The organism is Arthrobacter phoenicis (assembly GCF_047238215.1).
GTDB lineage: Bacteria > Actinomycetota > Actinomycetes > Actinomycetales > Micrococcaceae > Arthrobacter.
Window position 1 is genome coordinate 799,858 of sequence record NZ_JBDFMK010000001.1, and the last position, 21,850, is coordinate 821,707.

Below are 21,850 nucleotides of genomic sequence, written 5' to 3' on the forward strand. Positions count from 1 at the left end.
ACACCGGACACGCGGCAATCCGCCGACGGAAGACAAACCACGCCGACGCCACCAGCATGAACACGATGCCTTCCACCATTGCCTTGCCTCAGTGACGGCCCGTCGGTGGGTGCTCACCCGTGGCGGCCGACAGCTGCCCATGCCTCCGAGGCGCGATCCAGGACGTCGATGCCGGCCGTGCGGAAGTCCCTGATAAAGAGGGACGACTTCCGTGCCTTCATGGCCTCAAGGTCTCCACGGCTGACTTCCCTGGCCATGACCGGCTGAAGAGTCTCCGGTGCCAGCAACAGCGCGAGACAGGCGTCAAAGCCATCTAAGCTTTTGAATGTGACTTTAAGCTGTCCCTCGCTGCGATTCGCCACCCGGGTCTTGACCTGGATAAGACGGTCCCCGGGATCGGTGAGGTCGTAAGCTTTGTTACCGTTCAAGGCGAGGACCCCTCCGTACATTCGCCAAGCGAGGTGTTCACCGACTCCACCAACGAGATCGCTGGTGCGGATGATGCCGCGACGGTTCAGTTCGGACAGAAGTGCGTATGGCGTGGCCAGGAGTTCATGGTTGGTGAGCGGGGCCAGAATGGCGGCGTGATCAATCATCGTCGTCGGTACCGGTTCCGAAGTAGATGACCTCACTGGCTGTAAGTAATCCGTCTCTGATCGCGTCCACGTTGGAATTGGCCCAGCCGAGGGAAATCTTTCCGTCCTCGATCGCCTCACTCAATTTCAGGTAATCCGACAGCGAGATGCCCATTTCAGCAGCCTTGCTGCTATCAGAGCCGAACGATTCGCTGTCATCGCTGTCTTCATCGTCTTTAGGTTTGGCGGTCGCAAAAACTGCTCCGACAATAACAACTACACCGGCGCCAATTGTAAGCCCAATCGTTTTTATTCTGCGCATTCTTTCCGCTTTGCAGTCATCGCACCGTGCACCTTTATGGTCTTTCGGGAGTTCGCTGCTGCATTTCTTGCAGAGTTTCTGTTCCATGGTGTTCCTACTCCCCCGGACATCGGTCGCCTCAGATGTCCGGAACGCTCAGGATAAGGTCGAACACTCGACCATAGATAGGACACGAGCGTGAGCCAGACAAAGAGCACAAAGTGCTACATCGAAGAGTACAGGAACGAGCAGGGCCAGCTGAGTGCCCGCCTTCGCGAGAAGGGGACGGGTCGAAAAGTCGATCTGGGCCTGACCTTGGACAGCAAGCAGCACTTTCTTCGGTTCCTAAGCACTGCGGGCGCAAACAAAGCCGTGATACCTGACGTGTTTAGCATGGACGGCGGTGAAGACTGCATCTTCGTCACGGGCGTCGTCGATTTCGACGCGCCCGACGAGATCAGATTCATCTACAACGAGCAGCTCTCCTACACGTTCGCCTGACGGTCAAGCAGCTGCTACCGGCAATTGTCCGCGGAGCTGGCGGTACATGTGCTCAGACACATCTTTATTGAATTCAGCCAAGGAGTATCCGCGTGTTCACCAAGCGGGCGATACTGATGACGTCGTGATCAGCATCTGGACATGACCTAGGCATGTAGGGACGGGATTCTCGCCGTGATTGATTGTGTCAACCTGATCAGAGCCCACCAGGACGGCTTGAACGGTACCCACCTGTGGGCTTGGACCCGTACGTGTCAGGTCAAGTTCAGGAAGGCCGGGACGGGTCAAGTGTGAAGTTGAGTCATATACCAGGACCTCGACGAAGGTCCCGAGCCGCTCGCGACCCACAGAAGGCCACCAACCCCGCCATCCGCCAGCTCCACAGCCTCGGCTACAGCGTCATCATCACCCAGCCAATGCCTGACGTCGCCTCATACTCTCGTATGCGATCCGAAGGGGCCCCTTGTGCAATGGCGAACGTCATGGAAAAGTGCGCCCATGATCGAATCCGATGCAGAAGTCGCGCGCACCCTCAGCACAATTCCAGTTCGTGCGTCTCGCCAAATGACCGCCACCGAGTATCAGATGCGCGTGGCCGAGGTCCTCAACCTTTTTGACATCGAAGCGGTGGGCGACGAAACGGGAATTCGCTACGGGGGCGAGGGCGTGGAGCTGGAAGATCAGCCCCTGGAAGCGGCCGTCCGCATACTCGTTGGGAAGCGCTTCGGCATTCCTGCAGCAATGTAGTAGCCCCAACAGTAGGGGCCCTTCGGATCTAGTGTCGCGTTCCTGGGTCTTTGTCCAGACGGGGGGTGGCATCTGTCGTTCCAGCCGTCACACCGGTCCCGAGTCAGAACTGCCATGTTCACCTGACTTGGGCCCTGGGGGTTTCCCCCGCGTTCAACCCGCACTTATACCCAGTTCTAGGGGGTTCTACGGTTTTCCCTAGGAGCCCCTAGAACTGGGTATAAGTGGCAATAGTTGGACCGGGAGTGTCTGAGGGCGGTGCTGGCTTGGGTGACGATGACTGGCCCGGAGGTCCCTGTCGGACCGGGGTGGTGCCGAACAACCTGCGCAGCGTCAGAGTCACGACCCGTGCACATCAAAACATTGCCCCAAACGGTGGACCGCTCCGAGCCGGCGCCGTGGCAAGATGACACCCACCATGGACAGCAAATTGCGGCGCGCCCCTGAGGCGGAGTGGGTGTTGATGTACCGGCTCGGGCTGAGCCGGAAACGCATCGCTGACCTCGTTGGCGCCGAGCCCGCCACAGTCGGTTATCACTTGGTCATCGCGCGCCGGAGGGACCCGGAGCTTGAGGCAGCTCACCTGGCCGCCTACGGCACCAAGGCTGGCCCCTCCCCCGCGGAACTTGCCCGCGTGGAAGAGATCATCGCCTGGATCAAGGCCGAAGGCAGGCTCCCCCGGGACCGCTCCGAGGACAAGAAAGAAAGGTCTATGGCCCGGTGGCTCTCGGACCGACGCCGCGAAGCAGCCGAGGGGACCCTCGACCCGGCCCACCGTGACGGTCTGGCCCAGATGCCAGGGTGGCAGAAAAACCGCAGGGAATCCGAGGACGAAGAACGCTGGCACTGCCGCCTCGCTCAGCTCGCGGCCCACCGCGAGAAAGGCCACGACTGGCCCCGCCACAAGGACTGCGATTCTGAGCGGGAACATACCCTAGGCGTGTGGATCCACACCCAGCGGTACAAACACCGCCGCGGCGACCTCGCTCCCGACAAGGTCAAGCTCCTGGACGGCGCCGTCCCAGGGTGGCAGACCGGCAGGACCCGCGGCCGCCCGCCCCGCAGGTAAACGAGAGATCTGCACCGCGCCGGCGGAGTCGTCTCTCAAGACATCACCCGCCGCTACGGGCGCGACTCCATCTCAGCGACGCTGAGAAAGCCATGTATCGAAGTCGTGAATCTTGATCTTGTGGGCGTCCATCGGCTTGTGTCCCCATCGCGACAGCTGATGGTGGAGGTATTGCAGATAGTCACAGGCGTTGTCCCACCAGACCGTGTCGTGAGCCGCAACAGGATAGTCCTCGGGAACGGAGAAGAGATTCGACGTTCCGATCGCACCGAAGTGCTCCCCTAGCGCGGAAGCGACGCTTCTCCTGACATGACGCCAGGAGCTAGGGAGCAAAGTCTCATGCCTGCGGTACGTGGTCTCCCAAAGCGCGACTGCCTCAAAGATCTCCTGAGACGGGACGGGGTGGATCTCCGATCGCACGACGAGCTTTTGAAGGCTATACAGTCTCTCGCAGAGGGAGGCCGCCGCCTCGCGCTCCACCGCCCGTCGATCGCTCCTGTCCTCGCGCCTCAGAGTCCACCTATGAGTGAGGAACGCCGCGGTCAGAACGCCAACGGCGGCGAGGACTGCTGCAATGAGCGGGACGGCCAAACTCTCGTTCATGCTCCTCCTTCATGGGGTCGGCGTGCGGGCTATTTCTGTACCAGTTGGTAGAGCGTGCCGTGCTTGCTGGCGATCGTGGACTCAACAGACTGGGCGAGAGCGGAGTCTTGTAAGAGAAGACCGAATTCGATGTTGCGGTTCTCGGCGCTGAAGGAGAAGTTGGCGCTGGTCAGCAACAGCATTTCATGGTCGATGACGACGAACTTCGCATGACTGACCACGGGTTTGCCGGTTGGCAGAACGGCGGATCTATAGACAGTCGCACGCCCGAGATGGGCTTTGATGTTCACGGCGTCGGCCTTGTCCCCGTCGACGTAGACGGTGACGGTGACGCCGGGCTGTTCGGCGCTTTCCCGGAGCACTGTCCACATCTTCGAGGTCTTCTCGAAGTTATACGTTGCGCAGGTCACGGACTGGCGGGCGGAGCGGACGAGCCGGTGGAACTCGCCCGTGAGGTGACCGATTTTGGCTTCGTTGCCGGGCATGGTCCAGACAGGTCTGAGATCTCGATGGACGGCCTTGGCTCCGGCCACAGCCTGTAGGACAGCAACCGACCGCTCAACCTCCGTGTGCCCTAGCCCGGCGGCTGTAAGGAGTCCACGGGCTTTTTCTCGACGGGATGCGCTGACCGCTCCGAGGGCCTTGGTGACGTGCTGGCCGGTGGCGAGCTGTACGGCCAGGCCTTCGGCTTCGGAACCGGTGAGAAACTCTCCGAGCGCCCCAAAAGGGTCAGAAGGCATCAACGCTCCCGAAGAACCCGGGCACGGCCGGACCCATGATGGTCGGCAGATCCAGGAGAAAGCGCCTATCCAGGAACCGGTTCGACTTCTCGCACGAGGTCTCCGAAGCGAACGTACAGCAGTGGCAGGCCGCACCATGGAGGAAGTCCTCCGGATCGCTGGGAGTGCGCACCGCACAAACAGGGTCCGAGGAACACCGCGACGCCCTGCGCAGAGCCGAGATAACGAGGCCCTCCAAGCGCGCGGGCTCGGACAGTGCGACGAGCCCGCCGAGAGTTCCCTCGCTGTCGGAGGCGGTAGTGCAGATGAGCAGTCCGGCTGCCGCCTCGCGCTGCGGCCCCGAAGGCCATCCGTAGATGCGTTCGGTGAGGCTGGCCGCGCCGTAGCCGCAGGACATTGCCATCTCCCGAATGAGCGTGTGGGCGAAGGTGTGCAGCAGCCAGTACCGCGGGCCTGGCAGCCGGGTGTCGGGGTCGACTGACGCGGCGGTCTCCGAGAAGCGGCGGGAGAAGTTCAGTCGGTGTGCCTGCCTGTGAGCTGCCCATAGCGAGGAGTCGAGGATCTTCTTTTCCCACTCGTCCACGGCTTTCAGGTCGAGCTGAAGGAAGATTCCCTCGCCGCGGTCTTCGGTCGCCGGCACCCAGGCTGGTCTGCCTTTGCGCGTTAGTTTGACGAGGCGGCTGGCAAGGTCGTTCACCCGGTCCATCTCGTCGAGCCGGGTAAACCCGAGAACGGCGTTGATCTTTTTCATGCGGTTGACGGCGACGACTCGCGCAATGCGCGCGTGTAGGTTCTGCCCTCGTTGCATCTCGGTGACCATTAGGCCGCTGGAGTTTTGCTGCTGCGGGAACAGAGCTGGCTTTTGCAGGTACCGCCATTCCGGCACGAGCAGCTCCACCGGGTCCCAAGTGGCGAGCTTCTCCTGGCGGACCTCCTCGGGATCGACGGGCGCGAGGACGTCCGCGACGGCGGCCGCAAGGCTCTGGTCAGACACATCCTTGAGGTCGATCTTTCCGTCTGCCACGTCCCTGAGGGTGTCCAGATCGGAGGCGTACTTGGCGATCTTTTCGATTCCCACCGCAGCGCGCAATTGGTCAGCGAGGGCTTCGGCTTCTTCAGCGTCGGTGCGGGGCATGACAATGACCGACTGGGTGGAGGAGAACCAGAGGTTGGATGCCCCCATCATGATCAGCGTGGGACGGGCGCCGCATTCCGCGTCGAAGGCGTTCAGGTGCGGGTGTCGTCCACGGCATTTCTGCGGGAGTTTGTCCCGCCCGGCTGCGCCCTGGGCTTCGGCCATGCCACGGGATGCGCCGCAAGAGGCGCAGCTGATGACGGAGCCGATGCTCTGACCGATGTTCGCGTCCCGCATCTTCAGGTCGGGTGCCTCGGCTTTCGGGCATATTCCGCCGCGGTGCACCCATAGTGTGTAGGGAAACTCGTCGAGGTGGCCGTTGGTGCAGGTCAGCAGGTGCGGGGCCGGAACGGCCGGGCTCTGGCGTTTCCCTCCGGCTGCTCCGGCCGCTTTCCTGCCACGGCCCGGACAGCTCTGGTGGGTGAATTGGGCCAAGTCCGGGCGGAAGGGATGGGTATTCGTGTAGCTGAAGCGCGGCAGAGGTCCGAGGTAGTCGCAGCCTGTGCAGCGCAACCACTGCGGGAAGACGCGCGCCGGAACGCCGAGGTCGGATCCTTCCTTGGACATCGCTCCCTTCTTCGGCTGCCACGGAAACGGGCGGAGCGAGTCAACCTGAGGCCCGAGGTGAAGCCGTACGACATTCAGTAGCCGTGGTTCGACGATGGTCGGGGTGAATTCCCGGCGCTTCCAGATCGGTTCCCAGTCGTCGAGCCCGGCCGGCATGACAGCAAACCCTGGGAGGTCCATGATCGCGCCTGGGCCATAGGTGTAGAGCAGCGAGGAGGGGCGTGCGGAGCCGACCTTTGCACGGTTCTTGACCTTGCCCTCTTCGGCGTCAGTCAGCGGGTCGAGCGTCTGCCCGGGATCGTGGAACATGGCGAGGCTGTTTAGCCGCTCCGCATTGTCTTTATCGGTGGAGATGGTTTCGGCCATCAATCGTCCTCTCCCATCGGCAGGGCCCACTTCGGGGCTCCCTCGGGTGCCCGCGAGAACAGCCGTTCAGAAAGCGGGCTGACCAGCACATTAATTTCCGGCTGCACTTCACGCATCGAATTGGCAATAACGAACGGCGCTTCGGAGGACCCTCCGACCGATGCCCTGGCATTCTCGGGGCTGATGATCAACGGCAGGTACTTGTCGCCTTCTCCGGTGCGTTCGTACACCAGAGTCTTGCTCATCTCCGCGGCCCGCTTCGCACGCTGATTCCAGCGGTCAATGCGGTTCACGAGAAGGTCACTTGCCTTCTTGGCGATGTCCTCGTTTTGAGCAGCGGCCGCGATGCGTTTTTTCAGCCGGTCCGCCAGCGCTTCGAGCGCCTCTGGATGCTCCTTGATCCGCCAGGCGCTGCGTTCCGGGGAGAGCCCATCAGGGACGGGAGCCTGGAGCACCCGGGCAACACTGACCAGCAGCCCGTCGATACCGCGCTCCAGCGAGGTTGGCGAATACGGGGTCACCGAGAGCGCCTCGACCTGGGCGTAGAACGTGTTGTGGTAGTTCCGGAACTGCTCGAAATGAGCCAAGTCTCGTGGACGGGCCCAGTTCCCGAGGGCGACTACGAGACCGGGCCGGTCAGAGGGGTCGCGGCCGACGCGCGAGGATGCCTGGATGTACTCTGCGGTGTTCTTCGGCTGCCCGACCACGAGCATGAGCCCGAGGCGCTGCACGTCCACGCCGACTTGGAGCATGGAGGTCGCTAGGACGACGTCGAACGGCGCCTCTTTCCTGCCGGCAGCCTTCTTGCCTTCCCGGATGGCGGCTACACGGCCCTGGACCGCGGCCGTCGTGTCAAAATTCGGGTCGAACTCCAACCCGAGCCGGTCCAGGGTCCTGCCGATCTCGGCCGAGGCGATCCGGGAGGTCAGCTCGGCAGTGTGCAGGTTGCCGTACGCTGCGCCGTATCGCTTCGGGAAGCCCGAGTCCTTGCGCGGGTTACCGACCCTGTTTGCCACATCGTCGGCGATATACCGGGCCATGCCAGCGAGTTCACGGGTGGCATTGAAGTAGCCGACCAGCGTCATGTACGGGTCCGCAGCGCTCCCCGCCCTGTCGAATAGGAGCTGGCTCGCCAGTAGGAGTACCTCGGCGAGTCGGATTTCCGCGCTGGAGAGGCGCACGCCCTGGGCACTGACACCAAGGTACCGCCGTCCCGGGTTCTCCCGGCTGAGCGGCACTTCCTGGGAGAAGTAGGTATCGGCGACGTCGAGCACCTGTGGGGGGAATATCTCGACCTGCCGCCCGTAGAGTCCCCGCACCTGATCTTGGGCGTTGCGCACGGTCGCTGTCGAGGCCACGATCAGGGGTCTCACCGGTTTGCCGGCTGGGGTTTCCCATGAGGACAGGGTCTCTACGGCGGCTTCGAAGAGGTCGACAGCTGTGCCGAGGGCCCCGGTGATCAGGTGCAGCTCGTCCTGGATGATCAGGTCCGGCGGCCGCAGCCGGTTGACGGTCTGCACGGTCGCTGCCGGGTGCCCGTACTTGCTCGCCGGGTGGGTCGTCGTGATGTCGCAGTTGCTGTAGTCCGGATGGACGTACCCGTGTCGCCCGCACCTGCGGCTGACGTAACCGAACAGTGAGGCGGCCTCGCCCTCGCGGGCAAGCCGGGCGAACTTGTCCACGGTCGCGATTACAAAGGCGGGGGTGAGGCGGTAAATCTCCTCATCGACGGTGAGTACCGGCAGTCCTTCGTCGACAAGGCCGCCCATGGAGAAGGGGCAGCGGGCGAGGTCGTCGCCGCAGTAAACGAATACCCGGCGCATCGTCGCATCAGTCTTGACCTGGGCGGCGGTAATGGGCGTGCCACACCATGGGCACCGCTGAATCTGGAGGACTGTTAGCCGGTGGGAACCATATTCGTTGGCCTTGGTGAGCTGCTCGTCCGCTTCCTCGAACCGTTTCGGGCTCACGTCGGTGCCTACCCACAGCCCGATGCGGAATGACTCGGCTCCCCAGATCTCCTCCTTTTCGCGACGCGCCAGCTCGGCCGCGCACATCAAGGTAGTTGCCCGCTGGAACTGCTGGGCGGTCAGCAGTCGCAGGGTGTACCGCATGAGAACCGCTACGCCGTCGCGCCCGTCGAGCTGGCCGTCTGTCGAGGGGAGTAGCCCTTGGCGGCGGCGGATCGCGAACGTGTAGGCGGCAAGGCCGAGATAGGCCTCGGTCTTGCCACCGCCGGTGGGGAAGAACAGTAGCTCCACACGAGCTAGGTGATCGGCGCTGCGGAATTGTGCTGTCGGGTCCGTCAGTGCGCCAAGCTGCATGAGGATGAACGCAAGCTGGAAGGGACGCCAGGAGGCTGCGCCCGGACCCTTTGCGGCAACTGCTGCCTGTGCTTGCTCGATGGTCACTGTTGGATCAGATGCCCGCAGGGCTGCTACCTGAGAGGCGATGCGCTGATCACGCATCACGCGGTTCATGAACTGGAAGCAGCGCAGCGCTTCAGGATCGCTGGCGATGTGTTCGAGCCCGTCGGCAAGCCGTTGGCGTGCCTGGGACGCATCCCACAGGACAGCCTCGGCGGTTTCCTGAAGATGTGCGGGAAGATTCGTCGCCGTGACTTTTTGTTCGTCGAGCCACGCGCCGTAGCCGGAAACCAAGGGGGCCAGCCCAGCCTTCAGCCCCTCTGGGGTCACTTTCGAAAGCGCATCCATCGACAGCAGCGCGTCCTTCACGGATCGTGCGCGTGTCTGCGGCGTCTCAGCGACAGGAAGCCACGTCGTAGAGACCTCAGCTGCCCGCCGTGAACCATTGCGCGCCACCCAATCCACCGAGCACGTGCGACCGATCGCGAACTCCAAACGGTTGCGGTACTGGAGGTTCAACCGCTTGACCTCGTCGTCATGCTCCGGCCAGTCCTGCTCCAGGACATCCCGCACCGGGAGAAACACCTCCTCCCCGCCGGCGTTAACGCGGAGCTGGGTCTGGAACATCCACATGTTAACCGGGATCGGCATCGGCGTCTCCCGGTCATTGCACAGTGCAATCTCCACCAGAACCCGGCCAAACTGCGGATCGTCATACCTGTCCACCCGCAGGCAGATCGAGTCCCGCAACGTTATCGTCGCAGTCTTCCCCGGGGTCAGGTCGGCGAGTTTGATCGTGCGTGGTTCTTCGACGGGAGTGCGCTGGTAGTGACGGATCGGGCGGCCGGCTTTGGTGACCTGATCGGTCTCGACCGTCGAGTATGTACCCCATGATGCGGTGACCGCGAACGCAGTCAGGTCTGCCGGCACCTGGAACCGCAGGCCCATTGACGCCGGGATCATCAGCCCTTGTTTTGGGGTGCGATCCTCCGTGTCATCGTCCTCCGCATCCGCCGTCGTCTCGTCGGCGGCGAATGCCGGAACGCCGCGCTGCTCGCGCGCAGCGTCATCGTCCATGCGGGCCTCAACGATGTGCCCGCGCTCCGGGGCGCTTTCGAATTCGCCATCTTTGAGTGCCTTGCCTGTGAGCTTCACTGGCGCGATGTGCCCCACCAGGTACTGAGAGCGGGGGCTAAACGGCAGAACTTCTTCAGGTCCGTGGATTGGCCCGAGCAGTTCCCGCTCCAGGATGTCGGCCAGGTTCTCGCGCACCATGAACGAGGAGCCATCCAGCTCATGGGTGAGCTCGTAAGGCTTCTGTGGTGGTCGCGTGGTCGTGGTCTCGCTCATGAGAACAATGTCTCCATTCCATCCGACATTGACTTCGCTTTTCTGGCTTTCGCCGCCTTCTTCGGAAGCGCAGCGGCCTCAGCAGCCGCCCGGCGGTGGTTTTCTTCAAGCAACCGGTCAAGGATCTCGACCCGGGCGACAGGACTCACCGTCCACCGCTCCATCTGGCGATAGGTGTGGAAGCCATGGTCCAGTGCTATGTCAGACCAGCCGTAGGCGTCCAAGACTGCGTCGTCCACCTCTGCGTGGATTGCTCGCAACCTGGCGACATCAGGATCCACTGAGTCGGAAACTGAGGGGTCGTTCACGAAGTTGTAGAGCTTCGTCAGCCCGAGCTCGCGCCGCAACATAACCTCACGGCGCTCCTCATCAAGCGTTCGTCCGACCTGTTCGAGCCATTCGGTCGGCTGTGGTCGCGGGAAAGTGTCGAACACGTCGGATGGGGTATATCGAGGATCAGACTTCATCCCGGACCCGTACTTCACCACCCACCCTTGATGAATGCTCGACGACAGAACAGCCTGATCGCTAAAGGACGCTGTAGCCACCACGTTCACAGCATTACTGAATACTTGGTTGGTTGTGACCCTCACGGGCATGAGCGACTTGCTGGTTAGCGCGATGACCAGTAAGTCTTCAAGTCCTGCGATTGCTTTCCTCATGGCTGGTCGACGCTCGCCGTATTGCCACCAGTAGTCTCTATAAACTTTCCGGTTGTTCTTTAAGCGCTCGGGCAGGACTTCCTCGCGTACGCGGTGCATCGGCAACGCATAGGTCTCCGCCGTTTCCAAGGGAGCATGGTCAAAATCGATGGCCCAACGTGACGCTGAGCAGTCGGGGCGTGAGTTGACGTCCTCTCCATTAAGGTAGGGATGTAGCACCTCGGCATTCTTTGCGGATCGGGCTATCCAGTCAGACGCTTGAGCAGGGTCAAGCACGAATCCTTTACCCAGTACTGTGCAGCCTTGGAATGCAACGCCCTGGTTTTCTCTTAGTGCTGCTGGATTGCCGTCCACACGACCGCTCGGTTCGAGAAGTGAAGAGATTCGCTTGACCCGCCGACCATCACTAACTCGGGGAAGTGTGTCTGGGACGAATGACACGGTTCCCCACACCGCGGCATACTGCAAGCTTGCACTCGCAGCAGGCCAAATCTGGCTTTGGATTGACTGAGTAATAGTGAAACCATCGGCAACCATTTGGTCGAGTCCGACCTCCCGAGATGCACCCTGCGCAATCGAGTTAGTCGCTATGAGACCAAGCACTCCCCGGGTGTTGAGTGCAGCAAGGGCGCGGAGGAAGAAGTACGCTACAAGGTCTGAGCTCCCCTTAACGCCGCGTGCCAGAACTTCAACAAGCCAATCTCGAATGTTTGTCCCCATCGCACCGGAGAGCTTCTGCCCGCCCAAAAATGGGGGATTTCCGATGATCGCGTCGAAGCCGCCGTGATCGACCATGACGTCAGGCGCTTCAAGCACCCAGTGCAGCGGTTGCCAGCGCTCGTAATCGGTCTGCACCATCGGCCTGAGGCCGCGGTCAATGATGGTGGCGAGCCAATTACTCTCCGGCTCTCCGTCACGCGGGCCCGGGTGTGCCCGCTTTACAGCTTCGCGCAGGTTCCCGTAGGCCTCATCGAGTGCCTTGCCGGGCTTTCCACCTAGCGGGAGACCAGCGGCGATCACACCGTCGGCTATCGTGCGTAGCGACGCTGTGATCTCGCGGAGCTCCCGCAATTGCCGATGCTTTGCAACGCTGCTGCGGGCGGGATCGTCTTCGTCTATCTCGGTGGAGAGACGTTCGCGCAGTGCAACTGCCTTACGGACAATTGTGTCGATGTCGACGTCGAAGATGTCGAACATCTGGCTGGAGGAAACGCGCGTCGGGTCGATGTGGAGTTTGCGGAGCTGGTCGAGGCTGGTGAGCCCGAGCAGGGAGTTGCCGAGGAAGACCTTGTCGTCGACGAAGGAAAATGGAAGGTCGCGATCGAGGGATACGAGCCAGAGGGAGAGCTTGCACATCTCGACAGCCATGTCGTTGATGTCTGCCCCGTACAGGCAGTTAGCAACGACCTGGCGGATGGCACGCCCATACAGGTCCTTGCGGTGGGAGTTGGCGGGGTCTTCTTCAGTCCATGCCTCCACCACGCGGTCGGCGAGGTACCGGGCAGCAGCCACGAGGAACGCGCCAGACCCGCAGGCGATATCGGCGACCTTGAGGCCGAGAAGCTCGTCGGAAGACTTCAGCTTCCACTGCTCGCCGTCAGCGTTCTGATGTGGGCCGGGGGAGTAGCACAGCGGCTGGAGAGCATGGAGAACGATCTCTTCAGCCAAGGACTTGGGCGTGTAGTGGGCGCCGGCGTTCTTTCGGGAAGGGGTCTCTTTCACGACCAGACCACCGGCCACGACTACAAACGGGTGTCCACGCAGGTCCGGTCGGATGAGCCCAAGCCATGGCCTGATGCGGTCGCGCAGCGTGTTGTCGTCGCCGACGGCCTGGGCGAGGGCACTGATTGCACTGGGGTCGGCCTCAGCGGTGATGGCTTTGGCGATGGTCGCCGCTGACGACGGGCTAGCCGAGGGCTGGTCTTCCTCAACCCATTCGCGGACCGCCGCGGCGAGCTTCTTCGGGTCGGCGTGGGTAGTCGCCAGTTCTTCAAGTATGGTCAGCGGGACCTCGGGCTCCGCTCCAGTGGTTCCTATGATGCCGAGGGTGGGCTCACTGACACGTGTCGCGGTATAGCCGAGCAGGCCTTCATAGATGTAGCCGATCTGCTCGACGTCGATGTCGCGGAACGAAATCTGCCGACTTTCCCCTTTCACGTACGCCACCTGAATGGAGCGCAGCACGTGGAGCATTACCCGGTCGGAGACCGTGACGGCCAGAGCGCCCTGTTCATCTGTACCCGTGAGGAAGGGGAACCGTGCCGGATCGAACAGCGATCCGCCGTAGGCAGGCATGCGCAGGTTCTCGAATGATGCACCCTTGTAGAGGGCCTGGCTGGTCGCAAGCAGCCGGTGCCAGGTCAGCGACGTGGCGTCGAGAGCTTCCTCGCTATCGTCGTTCCGCCGGCCAGTGAGTCGCTCAAGTTCGCCGGCGATGCCATAGCCCTGTTCAAACAGCTCCCCAGACGGCAGCAGGCCGCGCTCTTCGGCGAACAACAGGAACACCGCCCGCATCATTAAGGTGACGGCAGCCTCGTAGATGTCGTGGGAACGGTCGGGAAGCGGGTAGGGCAAGCCACGGCGTTCTGTCTCGGCAGCAGACTCTGAGAACGACTGTATGAGCAGTTCGACGGCCCGGCGCACCTGCGCGCCGAGCGCTTCAGTGATCTCCTCGGCTGCGGCAATGGATTCGTTGAAAAGCACAGGAAGGCGCTCGGCGGGATCGCCGCCGATGATGTGCTGTCTCCCGACCAGAGTAAGGAAGGCGTCGCGTGCCCGGGGCTCTTCGACCCAGGTGAGCGCGTCCACGATGCCGGAAGCTGCCATGCTGCCCTCGCGGGCGCAGACCAGGCCCCACCAACGACCGTCAGTGACGATGCCGATCTCGACCCTGTTTTCGCGCAGGAGCGCCTCGCAGCGGTCGATTGGAGTTGCGGCCCACAGGTCGTTGGGTGTCTGGCGCAATGAGTCCGTCGGATCCACGACGAGCACGAGCGCGCCAATATCCTCCACACTGAGAAGGGCCCCCTGCGCGGTGACGGTGACCGCCCGGTTGGGCGACTGTGCCTCTACGCCCGAGACGATGCCCCATTCCAGTGATTCACCCCAGCCGACGACGTCCCGCAGAACGGTCTCGACCCACTTGTCGCGTTCTGTTCGGTAGCCGCCCAGCCTGATGTCACTGTCGGGGTCGCGGTCAAGGGCTTCCCAAGCGGACTCGAACGCCTTGCGGGCATCGACCAGGGCTTCGAAGCGGTCAGGGTGAGTGGCGCGGAAGTCCGGGATGCCGTTCGGCCATACCCTTTTGAGCGGCGGGATGGCGAGGAACGGCCCGTCTGTGTCGACGAGCTGGAGCCACGCCCGGTGCAGGTCTGTAGCGTTGGTCTTCGGACCGGTGACCTTCTTGGGTCGGGCCATCAGTTGGTCCATCCTTCTGCGTCTTCACGGGTGAGGGCGAACACGACCGCCGCCGCCGTGGTGTGCGGCTTGACGTCGACATACCGCTCTTTGATCGCGTCGATCTCACGGGCTTCCTCGTCGTCGAGTTCGTCCAGGCGCCGTTCCATCGCTTCGATGTCCCGGCTGCGCTGGCGCTGCTGGTCATCGGGCAGGAGCATTGCCGCGGCCTCTTCGTCGGCTCGGCGCAGACGTGCGAGGGAGTCTCGGAGGTTGGTCCGGAACGCAGCGAAGATGTCCCGTGCCCGCTGGACGTCTGCTTCCTGGCGGCGCGTCAACTGTTCAAGGACGAGCTCGTGGCGTCGGCCGGCGCGGGCCTGCATGGACTCTTCGAGCCGGACGCGCAGCGGGGCGTCCGGGATATTCCACAGGTCGCAGAGCTGGTCGCGGACGCGCTCGTCCGCCGGTGCGATTTTCTCGCCGTCGAGTGCGTGGTCCAGTGCGGTTTCGGCTTTTTCCTCTGCCATCGCGCGGCGTCCATGCAACCGGACGCCGGCCAGGAACACTTCCTCGTGCAGGCGGATGCCGCCCCGCCCAACCAAGACCATGCGGGTGACCGCGGCGACAAATGATTCGGGCAGATCGTCGACCACGACGGCGGTGACGCGACTGAGCGGCGAGTCGACGCTCCACAAAGAGCGGCGCAAGAGACGCTGTGCCTTCTGCACGATGGGGTGTCCGAGGTGCACGTACACGAGTTCGTTACGCCCGTCCGCTGCCTGCGGGTCGAAGGTGATCGGACGGATGATTTCAGGTTTCAGACGTGTCGGCAAACCTTTGAGGGCCGCGCTCCATCCCGCCGAAAGACTGGGCACATCGAACACTTCGGCGTCGGTGAACTCCTCGAAGTCGTGGTTCGCGGTGAGCGGTTGCTGGTGGTTGATCCGCAAGGCGGTATCAACCACTCGGCGCAGGTTGGCCGGATCCAGATGCATCTCACTGCGCGAGGCCTCGTACCCCTGTTCAAGCTGTGTCAGCCTGGCGTTGAGTTCCATGCCGCCGGCCAGGGCTGTGTTGATGACGTCGTTTGTGTCGACGCCTTTCGCCTTGGACCGCGCAGGTGTCCGCTTGCCAAAGTGGCGCTGGATCTCGTCGCCGATGACCTGGTTTACCGAGCCGAGATCCTGTTCGACATTTGCGACCTTCCTCGCGACGCGGGCCATGAAGGAGGCGTCTGCGGCGTAGACGGAGGAGTCACTGGCGGGGGCGAAGTGGAAGACCAGCGGTTCCTGTTTCTGGCCGTACCGGTCGATTCGACCGATGCGCTGCTCCAGACGGGACGGGTTGAACGGGATGTCGAAATTCACCAGCCGGTGGCAGTGCGTCTGGAGATCGATACCCTCGCCAGCAGCATCCGTGGCGAGCAGAACCCGTACCGGTTCTTTCTCCGGGTCCTCGGTGAACTGTGAGCGGATGTACTCGCGGTCCTCGGGCGGGGTGGAGCCCTGGATTACGGCGAGCCTGTCCCCGTATCCGCGCTGGGTCAGCACCCGGGTGAGCCAGTCGACAGTGTGGGCGTACTCGGTGAATACAACCACTCGATCTGTCGAAAAGTCTTTGCCGTCCGGACGGCACACCGATTCGAGGTACTTCAACAGTTCATCGAGTCGGGAGTCTGCCCGGGATTCGTAGCTCAGGCCCCATTCCGTAAGAGCTTGGAGCTGCTCCGGCTCCGCCGCGACCAGCGGATCGGAGCCCTTCGATTCACGTAGCCGTTCGGCCTCGTCCTGCTCCCACAGGCCCTCTTCCTCATCCGACTGTCCCTCGCCGAAGACGTCATCGTAGTCATCGTCTGCCAGACCGCGGCCGGCCTTGGCGCTGAGGTAGTGCGAGAGGGTCTGTCCGAAAGCGAACGGGCTGGACAGGAACCTCTTCTTCAGCAGCATGGTGACGATGTCGCCGCTGGGTTTGGTGCCGTTGGCCTTGGCACTTTTGACGACAATCTGATCCAGGAGCTGGAACATCTCCTGCTCGTCGTCGCGCGGGGTGTAGGGCAGGGCGCTGACCTTGCGCTTTTTAAAGTCCTTGCCGGTCAGGTCGCTCTTGAGGCGGCGGACGGTTACATCCTTGAGTGCTTTGGAATCCAGGAGCGCGCCGCGGGAGAAGCGCCGGGAGTCGATCATTTCCATCAGTGCGGTAAAGGATTCCGGGTGTCCGTTGTGCGGGGTCGCGGAGAGGAAGAGCCGGTGTTCGCAGCGTTCCGCGAGATCCCTCACCGCGACGGTGCGCTGGGTGTCCACGGCGTACCCGCGGCCTCCGGCGATTGCGGGGGGACTGGACGGGGCGACGTGGTGGGCCTCGTCGACAACGAGGATGTCGAATGCGAAGCGTTTCGCCGTCTTTGGGCTTTTTACTTGCGCATACACGTCGCGCAGCAGCCGCTGGGAGCGGACTTGGGGCAGCCAGGCCATGCTCACGATGACACGGGGGAACATCAGGAACGGGTTGGCGTGCAGTCCGTGGGTGCGGCGTACTTCTGCCATTAGCTCGGAGTTGACGATGATGAAGTCCAGCCCGAACTTGTCCCGCATCTCGTCCTGCCATTTTAGTGACAGGCTCGGAGGACACACGATCACAGCGGTGCGGGCACGGTGCCGCAACAGCAGTTCCTGAATCACCAGGCCCGCCTCGATGGTCTTTCCCAGGCCGACATCGTCGGCCAGCAGCAGGTTGGTGCGCGGCGCGCCGAGGGCACGGCGCAGAGGTTCGAGCTGGTAGGCCTCAACATTAGCGCCCGACCAAAACGGAGCCTGGTAGCGGTTGGGGTCGGCGCTGGTGACGGCTCCCCACCGCATTGCGTCGACAAAGCCGGCAAGGGTGGTTGGATCATCGAACTGCTCGGCGTAGATCGTCTCCGGCAGACCCTGAGCCGGGGTGACTGTGTGGCCTACTTCCAGCTCCCACACCACTGACAGCTGCTCCCCGAGACGGTCCTCGTCAAGGGACTGTAGATCGACCACGTGTGTAAGCTGCGCCGCTGATTCGTCCGCCGGGCTGCGGGGCAGTCCCTGCGCCTGAACGTTGGCCACGGCCCAGGTTGACCCGCGGACTTCGACAACCTGGCCGGGCTCCGGCAACGGCGGCGCGGCAACAGCTGATGTTGACACGTGTGGCTCCTAGCTCCGTTGCTTCACCCCATAGGAACCCCAGCACGATGCAACGGTGACGCCCGGGGGTGGACCCATCTAATCATTGTCTTATGGGGATCTTCGTAACTTGGGAGCAACTCCGCCTTCCGAGGGTGCAAACGGCTTCTGAACTGACACACATTTTCGGCACTTTAGGGAACTGGAACACGCTCAGTAGGACGCTCCCCCAAGGCTATTTTGATCGCCATGCCACGGCGCGCTTAGCCCTCCAGTGAACATAGGCAGTCATGTCTCCGCAGAACGCCCGAGCCGGTGGCATATGGTATTTCCGTGTCTGATCTGCAATCCCTTGCCCTCGGCGGGGCTGCCGAGACGGATGTCTCGGCCATACCGGCTTCCCATGCAACCCTCACCCTCGGTCATGTGCTCACGGGCATGGGCGCGGACTATGCCCCAACGGTCCGGCCGGAGCACGTACACGTCATCCGCCATACCTTCAAGCCGGCCGACCCTGGCGCCCTGCGTGGGCCGGAGGATCTGACCGACGAGCGGGTCCTCGCCTACACCAGAGAGCAGGATATCTCGCCTCGTCGCTTCCCCTCGGACCCTCCCCGATACTGGGTGATCCTCGTCGCCGACGGCCAGCGCCGCTCCCGCCTGTGGGGTACCTTCGAGAACCATGGGGAAGTGACCGCAGATCGCACCGAGTCGTGCCGGTTCTTCGACCTGCGCCCGTCAGGCTTTCTTGCGCCCCTCAACGACCGGCTCGTGGTCGAATGGGACACCCCCCGCAGCTGGCACCGAAGCGCCGCCTCTGCCAGCGCCGCGCGCATGCCTGTGGTGGAGATTGCCGACCGGGACAAGGTCCAGTTCCCTGGGTTTGATGGCGTGCTGCTCAGCTACCACCAACTACGCGACATGGTGGAAGATCCCCGCTACACCGACTGGCGTGCTGCCTTGTCAGAGGTTCAGGGGATCTATCTCATTACAGATTCCACTAATGGGAAGCAGTACGTCGGCAAGGCCGACGGTGTCGAACGCATCCTTGGGCGGTGGACGGCCTACGCGCGTGACGGTCACGGCGGGAACGTCGCTCTCCGCGAGCTTGCCCTCGCCAGCGCAGCCGGGGAAGGCACAAGGACGAAGACAGACCACGCCCGGCACTTCGTTTTCAGTCTCCTCCGCGTGTTCGGTCCGAGTACGCCGTCCTCAGAGGTGAACTCGGCCGAGTCCCACTACAAGTCGGCTCTGATGACACGGAAATTTGGCCTCAACCGAAACTGATCGACACGTCGTGCCAGTCTGGCTACTGCGTAAGTTAGCCCACTCCAGAGCCTGCTGAACCGGGAAATCGACCGGCGTGCGAACGTTTCCCTGTCCCCTTCCCGAGCACTTCTGATGTCATCCGCGCTTGGCTAGTCCATTAGACGGGGCAGACCAGGCAACGGCGGATCCCGGCCCTGTCGCAGACGTGTCGTAGGCTCATCGAATGCGCATAGTGGAGCCAGGTAACATCACCAAAGTTGTACGGGATTTCCTCGATGTGTCCCAGCCGGAGCAGCCGAGCATAACGAGCCGGTCACGCAGTTGGGATTATTGCTACAACTACTTCCAAGACCATCCCGAGCCCACTCAGGATCTTGAACGGAGCTGCCTTCAACTGGGCTATTACCTGGCCAGTTGGGGCATGTTGCGCGGATCGACCTACTTGTTCGCCGAGACTAACGTGCACCACTACGCGGAAGCGGTGCGCATGATTGAGACTCTCAATCGAACCATGCGCGGGATTGACGCGGACAGCTACCTCGACCCGTCAGTCCGTGCCAAAATCATTGGTGCCTATTCAGATCTCGGGCAGAAACTCGTGCCGCCCAACGTCGCGCGTGTGACTCTTGTGGGCAAGGTGATGCTGGGCGTCTGGGGTTGCTTGCCCTCCTTCGACACCTACTTTCGCCACGGCTTCGGGGGGTTGGCGGATAAACGTGGAGAGAAGACTGCTTTCTCGAGAGTCAACGACCGCTCCCTGACGCTCTTGGGCGAATTCCACGCGCGGCATAGCGAAGAGCTCTCAAGTCTCAGCGAGCAGTACACAACGCTCCGCTTTGGTGGCAGTTACTCTGATCGACCGCTGCCACTGGCCAAGGTCATCGACGTGTACGGATTCCAGCGGGGTTACGACGCGGGGCGCCGGGCACGGCCGGCCTACAGCTGATGGAGCAGTACGGTGGCGAAATAGAAGCCGGCCACAAGCCCTCTGTCATCAGTCGGCTGCTGCACGAGATCTCGTGGGAGGGCTCCAAGGTGAAGCTCTATCGAGATGGCGGTCGGGGTATGGAAAACCCTCTCACTGCGGAGGTCTTCCAAGGACTGTCCAACCTCCCGCGTGGCATGTTCCTGGGGGAAATCTTGCGTTGCGCCCACGGTGCCGATGACGCTCGGCTGACTGCGGCCACCGAGGTTGAGCGCAGTGACGTTGACGTGTTGCCGGGCTCCCTGCCGCTCCCCGCCCTTGGAATAGATGTACAGCCGGACGTTTGGGTGACAGGCCCGTCGGTTCAGGTCTTGGTTGAAGCAAAAGGCTTCAAGAAGGGGGCGGCGTTTAATCGCGAGCAACTTCCCCGGGAGCTATTGTGTCTGCAGGCGCACAGCGGCGGCCGCGCCCCCTTGCTCTTACTGATCTTGGCCAGCCCCCCACCCATCAAGCTGGCTGGCAATGGCGTTCATGAGGTAGAGGCAGGTGTTGCAGCAGGTCTTAAATCCGTTTGCGATCGCGCCGGCATGACGGCCGAGGACTATGAACGCCTGCGAACCGCGATTCCTGACTGCGTCGCATGGATAACCTGGGCAGAAATCCGCGTGGTCGTCATGCGGCAAAAAGAAGCCTTGTCAGGTCTGCCGTCGAGCGTCGCGGCATCCGTCCACCGGACGGCTGACGGCGTGGCCCAAGCCATCCGGTGGCACTCCGGTGACGTCGTTAGCGATCCTGTTGAATTTGCCGAACGTCCATAGTGCCTCGTGTCGTTTGTTGATCATTGGCCGGCAGGTGGTGACGGTCGGCGGAACAACTGAAACTGCGATTCCTCAACCGGAGAGCCGCGAAGTGGGCCCAACTCAGACTGCAAAACCGGTCCCCACTCAAACTGCCATAATCAAGTACTGGAAAACATATGGGCAGCGATCGGCTATTCTCATTTTGGCGGCGGAAGTAAGCCCCTACTAACAATCGAAACGGGGATATTGATGGCGCGGTTCTTGGAGCATTACCAACGCGGCAGGCCGGCACTTGCGACTGACGATCTGGAAAGATCGCTGATGCAACTCCTCGAGCCTGCGGCGCAGCGCTCCGCGACCGATCTTTTTGTTCTCACGCATGGACGCCCGGGCCATTCTGTGACCAAGAAAGAGTTCTACGAAGTGACCCTCGTGCAGTTCTTCTACCAATACATGTTGATGTCGCCGTTACTCCGCTCATATGGCATCCGGTGGGAGGCACCGTTCGGTACCGGTGGAACCAACCCGAAACGCGTAGACCTCGTGCTGGAACCCGCGCCGGGAGCGCAGTCAGGGCAGACAATGCTTGTGGAAGCTGGCCGCTTCACGGTTCAGAAACTCAAGGAAGACTCTGAAAAGCTTCGTAGCCTCCGCCAGGGAATGCTGCCTGCGACCGGCTTGAAGCGTGTGCTGCTCTACTGGATTGGAACGGATGCGCCCGCAACTGCGAAGGCCGTGAGGGAAGAGATTCGCAAGCCAATGGACAACAAGAGTAGCAAAAAGCGCATCGGAGTAACCCACATTAAACCGCTTTGGGTCATGGGCTGCGACCTGTACCCGCAGACCGCAAAATCTCCCACCCAATTCAGCGCAGTGATGGTCGAAGTGCTTCCATAAAACGTCCAGATATACATCGGCATCCAGCCCCGGCCCTCGGCGTGTCAACACGCAAGGTCTTCGCATTTCTCGCCGCTTAATCATGTCACTTCAGGCTGGCTGGCACGCGTTGAGGATCGCGGTGGAAGCCGTCGAATAAGTACCGCCGTTCGGTCTGGGTGGAGAGCCCGAGGAGCGTCCGGTTGGCCGGGCTTGCTTTCCCCTGACCGCTGCTTTGGGCAAAGTTGTGGCGATTCCGTCGTGCCCTCATTCGTATCAGGGGACCCACAACTCTGCGACATCGCCAAGGACAGCCAATACTAGCCGGCTCGCCGCATGGTCGGGGCGGCTGTCAGTGCTGGTCCAAGGACTCAGCGCCCATAACGAAAGCGGCGGACATCTGTGGCCCTCAAATGTTACCGACGCAAATCTACTCTGAACAATCGCAAGTAATTC

The 21,850-nt window shown here is 62.2% G+C and carries 15 protein-coding genes; 7 read left to right on the top strand and 8 right to left on the bottom strand.

Annotation, left to right across the window (positions count from 1 at the left end; genetic code table 11):
* Nucleotides 1–113: 113 nt before the first annotated feature.
* Together ABC337_RS03560 and ABC337_RS03565 are read right to left on the bottom strand one after the other, a co-directional pair.
* Entirely contained in the window at nucleotides 114–596 is a 483-nt protein-coding gene (locus ABC337_RS03560; protein WP_412882342.1) for a hypothetical protein, read from the bottom strand.
* Nucleotides 589–984, bottom strand: a complete 396-nt coding sequence (locus tag ABC337_RS03565; RefSeq protein WP_412882341.1) for a hypothetical protein — start codon at nucleotides 982–984, stop codon at nucleotides 589–591. The genes ABC337_RS03560 and ABC337_RS03565 overlap by 8 nt, the downstream gene beginning before the upstream one ends.
* 90 nt (nucleotides 985–1,074) lie before the next feature.
* On the opposite strand from ABC337_RS03565, the gene ABC337_RS03570 reads away from it, so the two are divergent.
* The 3 genes from ABC337_RS03570 to ABC337_RS03580 all read left to right on the top strand — a co-directional run bounded on the left by ABC337_RS03570 (nucleotide 1,075) and on the right by ABC337_RS03580 (nucleotide 3,193).
* Nucleotides 1,075–1,377 (top strand): hypothetical protein, encoded by a 303-nt coding sequence (locus tag ABC337_RS03570; RefSeq protein WP_412882340.1) that lies wholly within the window; start codon nucleotides 1,075–1,077, stop codon nucleotides 1,375–1,377.
* A gap of 498 nt (nucleotides 1,378–1,875) precedes the next feature.
* Nucleotides 1,876–2,124 carry a hypothetical protein gene (locus tag ABC337_RS03575; RefSeq protein ID WP_412882339.1) on the top strand — a complete coding sequence of 83 codons (249 nt, stop codon included), beginning with the start codon at nucleotides 1,876–1,878 and terminating at the stop codon, nucleotides 2,122–2,124.
* Nucleotides 2,125–2,542: 418 nt separating this feature from the next.
* Complete coding sequence (locus ABC337_RS03580; protein ID WP_412882338.1) at nucleotides 2,543–3,193, top strand: helicase associated domain-containing protein; 651 nt, start codon at nucleotides 2,543–2,545, stop codon at nucleotides 3,191–3,193.
* Between the two features lie 72 nt (nucleotides 3,194–3,265).
* Here ABC337_RS03580 and ABC337_RS03585 read toward each other — a convergent pair whose 3' ends face one another.
* The 6 genes from ABC337_RS03585 to drmD are packed head-to-tail and all read right to left on the bottom strand — an operon-like array spanning nucleotide 3,266 to nucleotide 17,545.
* Nucleotides 3,266–3,796, bottom strand: coding sequence for a hypothetical protein (locus ABC337_RS03585; RefSeq protein ID WP_412882337.1), 531 nt, complete (start codon nucleotides 3,794–3,796; stop codon nucleotides 3,266–3,268).
* Between the two features lie 29 nt (nucleotides 3,797–3,825).
* Nucleotides 3,826–4,536 (bottom strand): DISARM system phospholipase D-like protein DrmC, encoded by a 711-nt coding sequence (drmC, locus tag ABC337_RS03590; protein ID WP_412882336.1) that lies wholly within the window; start codon nucleotides 4,534–4,536, stop codon nucleotides 3,826–3,828.
* Entirely contained in the window at nucleotides 4,526–6,604 is a 2,079-nt protein-coding gene (gene drmB / locus ABC337_RS03595) for a DrmB family protein (protein ID WP_412882335.1), read from the bottom strand. Before drmB ends, drmC begins: the two co-directional genes overlap by 11 nt.
* A complete protein-coding gene (gene drmA / locus ABC337_RS03600; protein ID WP_412882334.1) occupies nucleotides 6,604–10,320 on the bottom strand; it encodes a DISARM system helicase DrmA in 3,717 nt (1,238 codons plus the stop codon). The genes drmB and drmA overlap by 1 nt, the downstream gene beginning before the upstream one ends.
* Nucleotides 10,317–14,399 (bottom strand): Eco57I restriction-modification methylase domain-containing protein, encoded by a 4,083-nt coding sequence (locus ABC337_RS03605; protein ID WP_412882333.1) that lies wholly within the window; start codon nucleotides 14,397–14,399, stop codon nucleotides 10,317–10,319. The genes drmA and ABC337_RS03605 overlap by 4 nt, the downstream gene beginning before the upstream one ends.
* Nucleotides 14,399–17,545: a DISARM system SNF2-like helicase DrmD gene (gene drmD / locus ABC337_RS03610; protein WP_412882332.1), complete on the bottom strand. Its 3,147-nt coding sequence runs from the start codon at nucleotides 17,543–17,545 to the stop codon at nucleotides 14,399–14,401. Before drmD ends, ABC337_RS03605 begins: the two co-directional genes overlap by 1 nt.
* Nucleotides 17,546–17,857: 312 nt before the next feature.
* Here drmD and ABC337_RS03615 point away from each other — a divergent pair, with 312 nt between their 5' ends.
* From ABC337_RS03615 to ABC337_RS03630, 4 genes are all read left to right on the top strand, one after another.
* The gene (locus tag ABC337_RS03615; protein ID WP_412882331.1) at nucleotides 17,858–18,811 is read left to right on the top strand and encodes a GIY-YIG nuclease family protein; all 954 of its coding nucleotides are present in this window, start codon (nucleotides 17,858–17,860) and stop codon (nucleotides 18,809–18,811) included.
* 205 nt (nucleotides 18,812–19,016) lie between these two features.
* Nucleotides 19,017–19,739, top strand: coding sequence for a hypothetical protein (locus tag ABC337_RS03620; protein WP_412882330.1), 723 nt, complete (start codon nucleotides 19,017–19,019; stop codon nucleotides 19,737–19,739).
* Nucleotides 19,739–20,536, top strand: a complete 798-nt coding sequence (locus tag ABC337_RS03625; RefSeq protein WP_412882329.1) for a hypothetical protein — start codon at nucleotides 19,739–19,741, stop codon at nucleotides 20,534–20,536. Before ABC337_RS03620 ends, ABC337_RS03625 begins: the two co-directional genes overlap by 1 nt.
* 303 nt (nucleotides 20,537–20,839) lie before the next feature.
* Entirely contained in the window at nucleotides 20,840–21,415 is a 576-nt protein-coding gene (locus ABC337_RS03630; protein ID WP_412882328.1) for a hypothetical protein, read from the top strand.
* The last annotated feature ends 435 nt before the right edge of the window (nucleotides 21,416–21,850 follow it).

What these genes read in the sequence shown, in the direction of transcription:
- ABC337_RS03560 (WP_412882342.1), bottom strand. Translation starts at nt 596, where the DNA reads ATGATTGATCACGCCGCCATTCTGGCCCCGCTCACCAACCATGAACTC.
- ABC337_RS03565 (WP_412882341.1), bottom strand. Translation starts at nt 984, where the DNA reads ATGGAACAGAAACTCTGCAAGAAATGCAGCAGCGAACTCCCGAAAGAC.
- ABC337_RS03575 (WP_412882339.1), top strand. Translation starts at nt 1,876, where the DNA reads ATGATCGAATCCGATGCAGAAGTCGCGCGCACCCTCAGCACAATTCCA.
- ABC337_RS03580 (WP_412882338.1), top strand. Translation starts at nt 2,543, where the DNA reads ATGGACAGCAAATTGCGGCGCGCCCCTGAGGCGGAGTGGGTGTTGATG.
- ABC337_RS03585 (WP_412882337.1), bottom strand. Translation starts at nt 3,796, where the DNA reads ATGAACGAGAGTTTGGCCGTCCCGCTCATTGCAGCAGTCCTCGCCGCC.
- drmC (WP_412882336.1), bottom strand. Translation starts at nt 4,536, where the DNA reads ATGCCTTCTGACCCTTTTGGGGCGCTCGGAGAGTTTCTCACCGGTTCC.
- drmB (WP_412882335.1), bottom strand. Translation starts at nt 6,604, where the DNA reads ATGGCCGAAACCATCTCCACCGATAAAGACAATGCGGAGCGGCTAAAC.
- drmA (WP_412882334.1), bottom strand. Translation starts at nt 10,320, where the DNA reads ATGAGCGAGACCACGACCACGCGACCACCACAGAAGCCTTACGAGCTC.
- ABC337_RS03605 (WP_412882333.1), bottom strand. Translation starts at nt 14,399, where the DNA reads ATGGCCCGACCCAAGAAGGTCACCGGTCCGAAGACCAACGCTACAGAC.
- ABC337_RS03620 (WP_412882330.1), top strand. Translation starts at nt 19,017, where the DNA reads ATGCGCATAGTGGAGCCAGGTAACATCACCAAAGTTGTACGGGATTTC.
- ABC337_RS03625 (WP_412882329.1), top strand. Translation starts at nt 19,739, where the DNA reads ATGGAGCAGTACGGTGGCGAAATAGAAGCCGGCCACAAGCCCTCTGTC.
- ABC337_RS03630 (WP_412882328.1), top strand. Translation starts at nt 20,840, where the DNA reads ATGCAACTCCTCGAGCCTGCGGCGCAGCGCTCCGCGACCGATCTTTTT.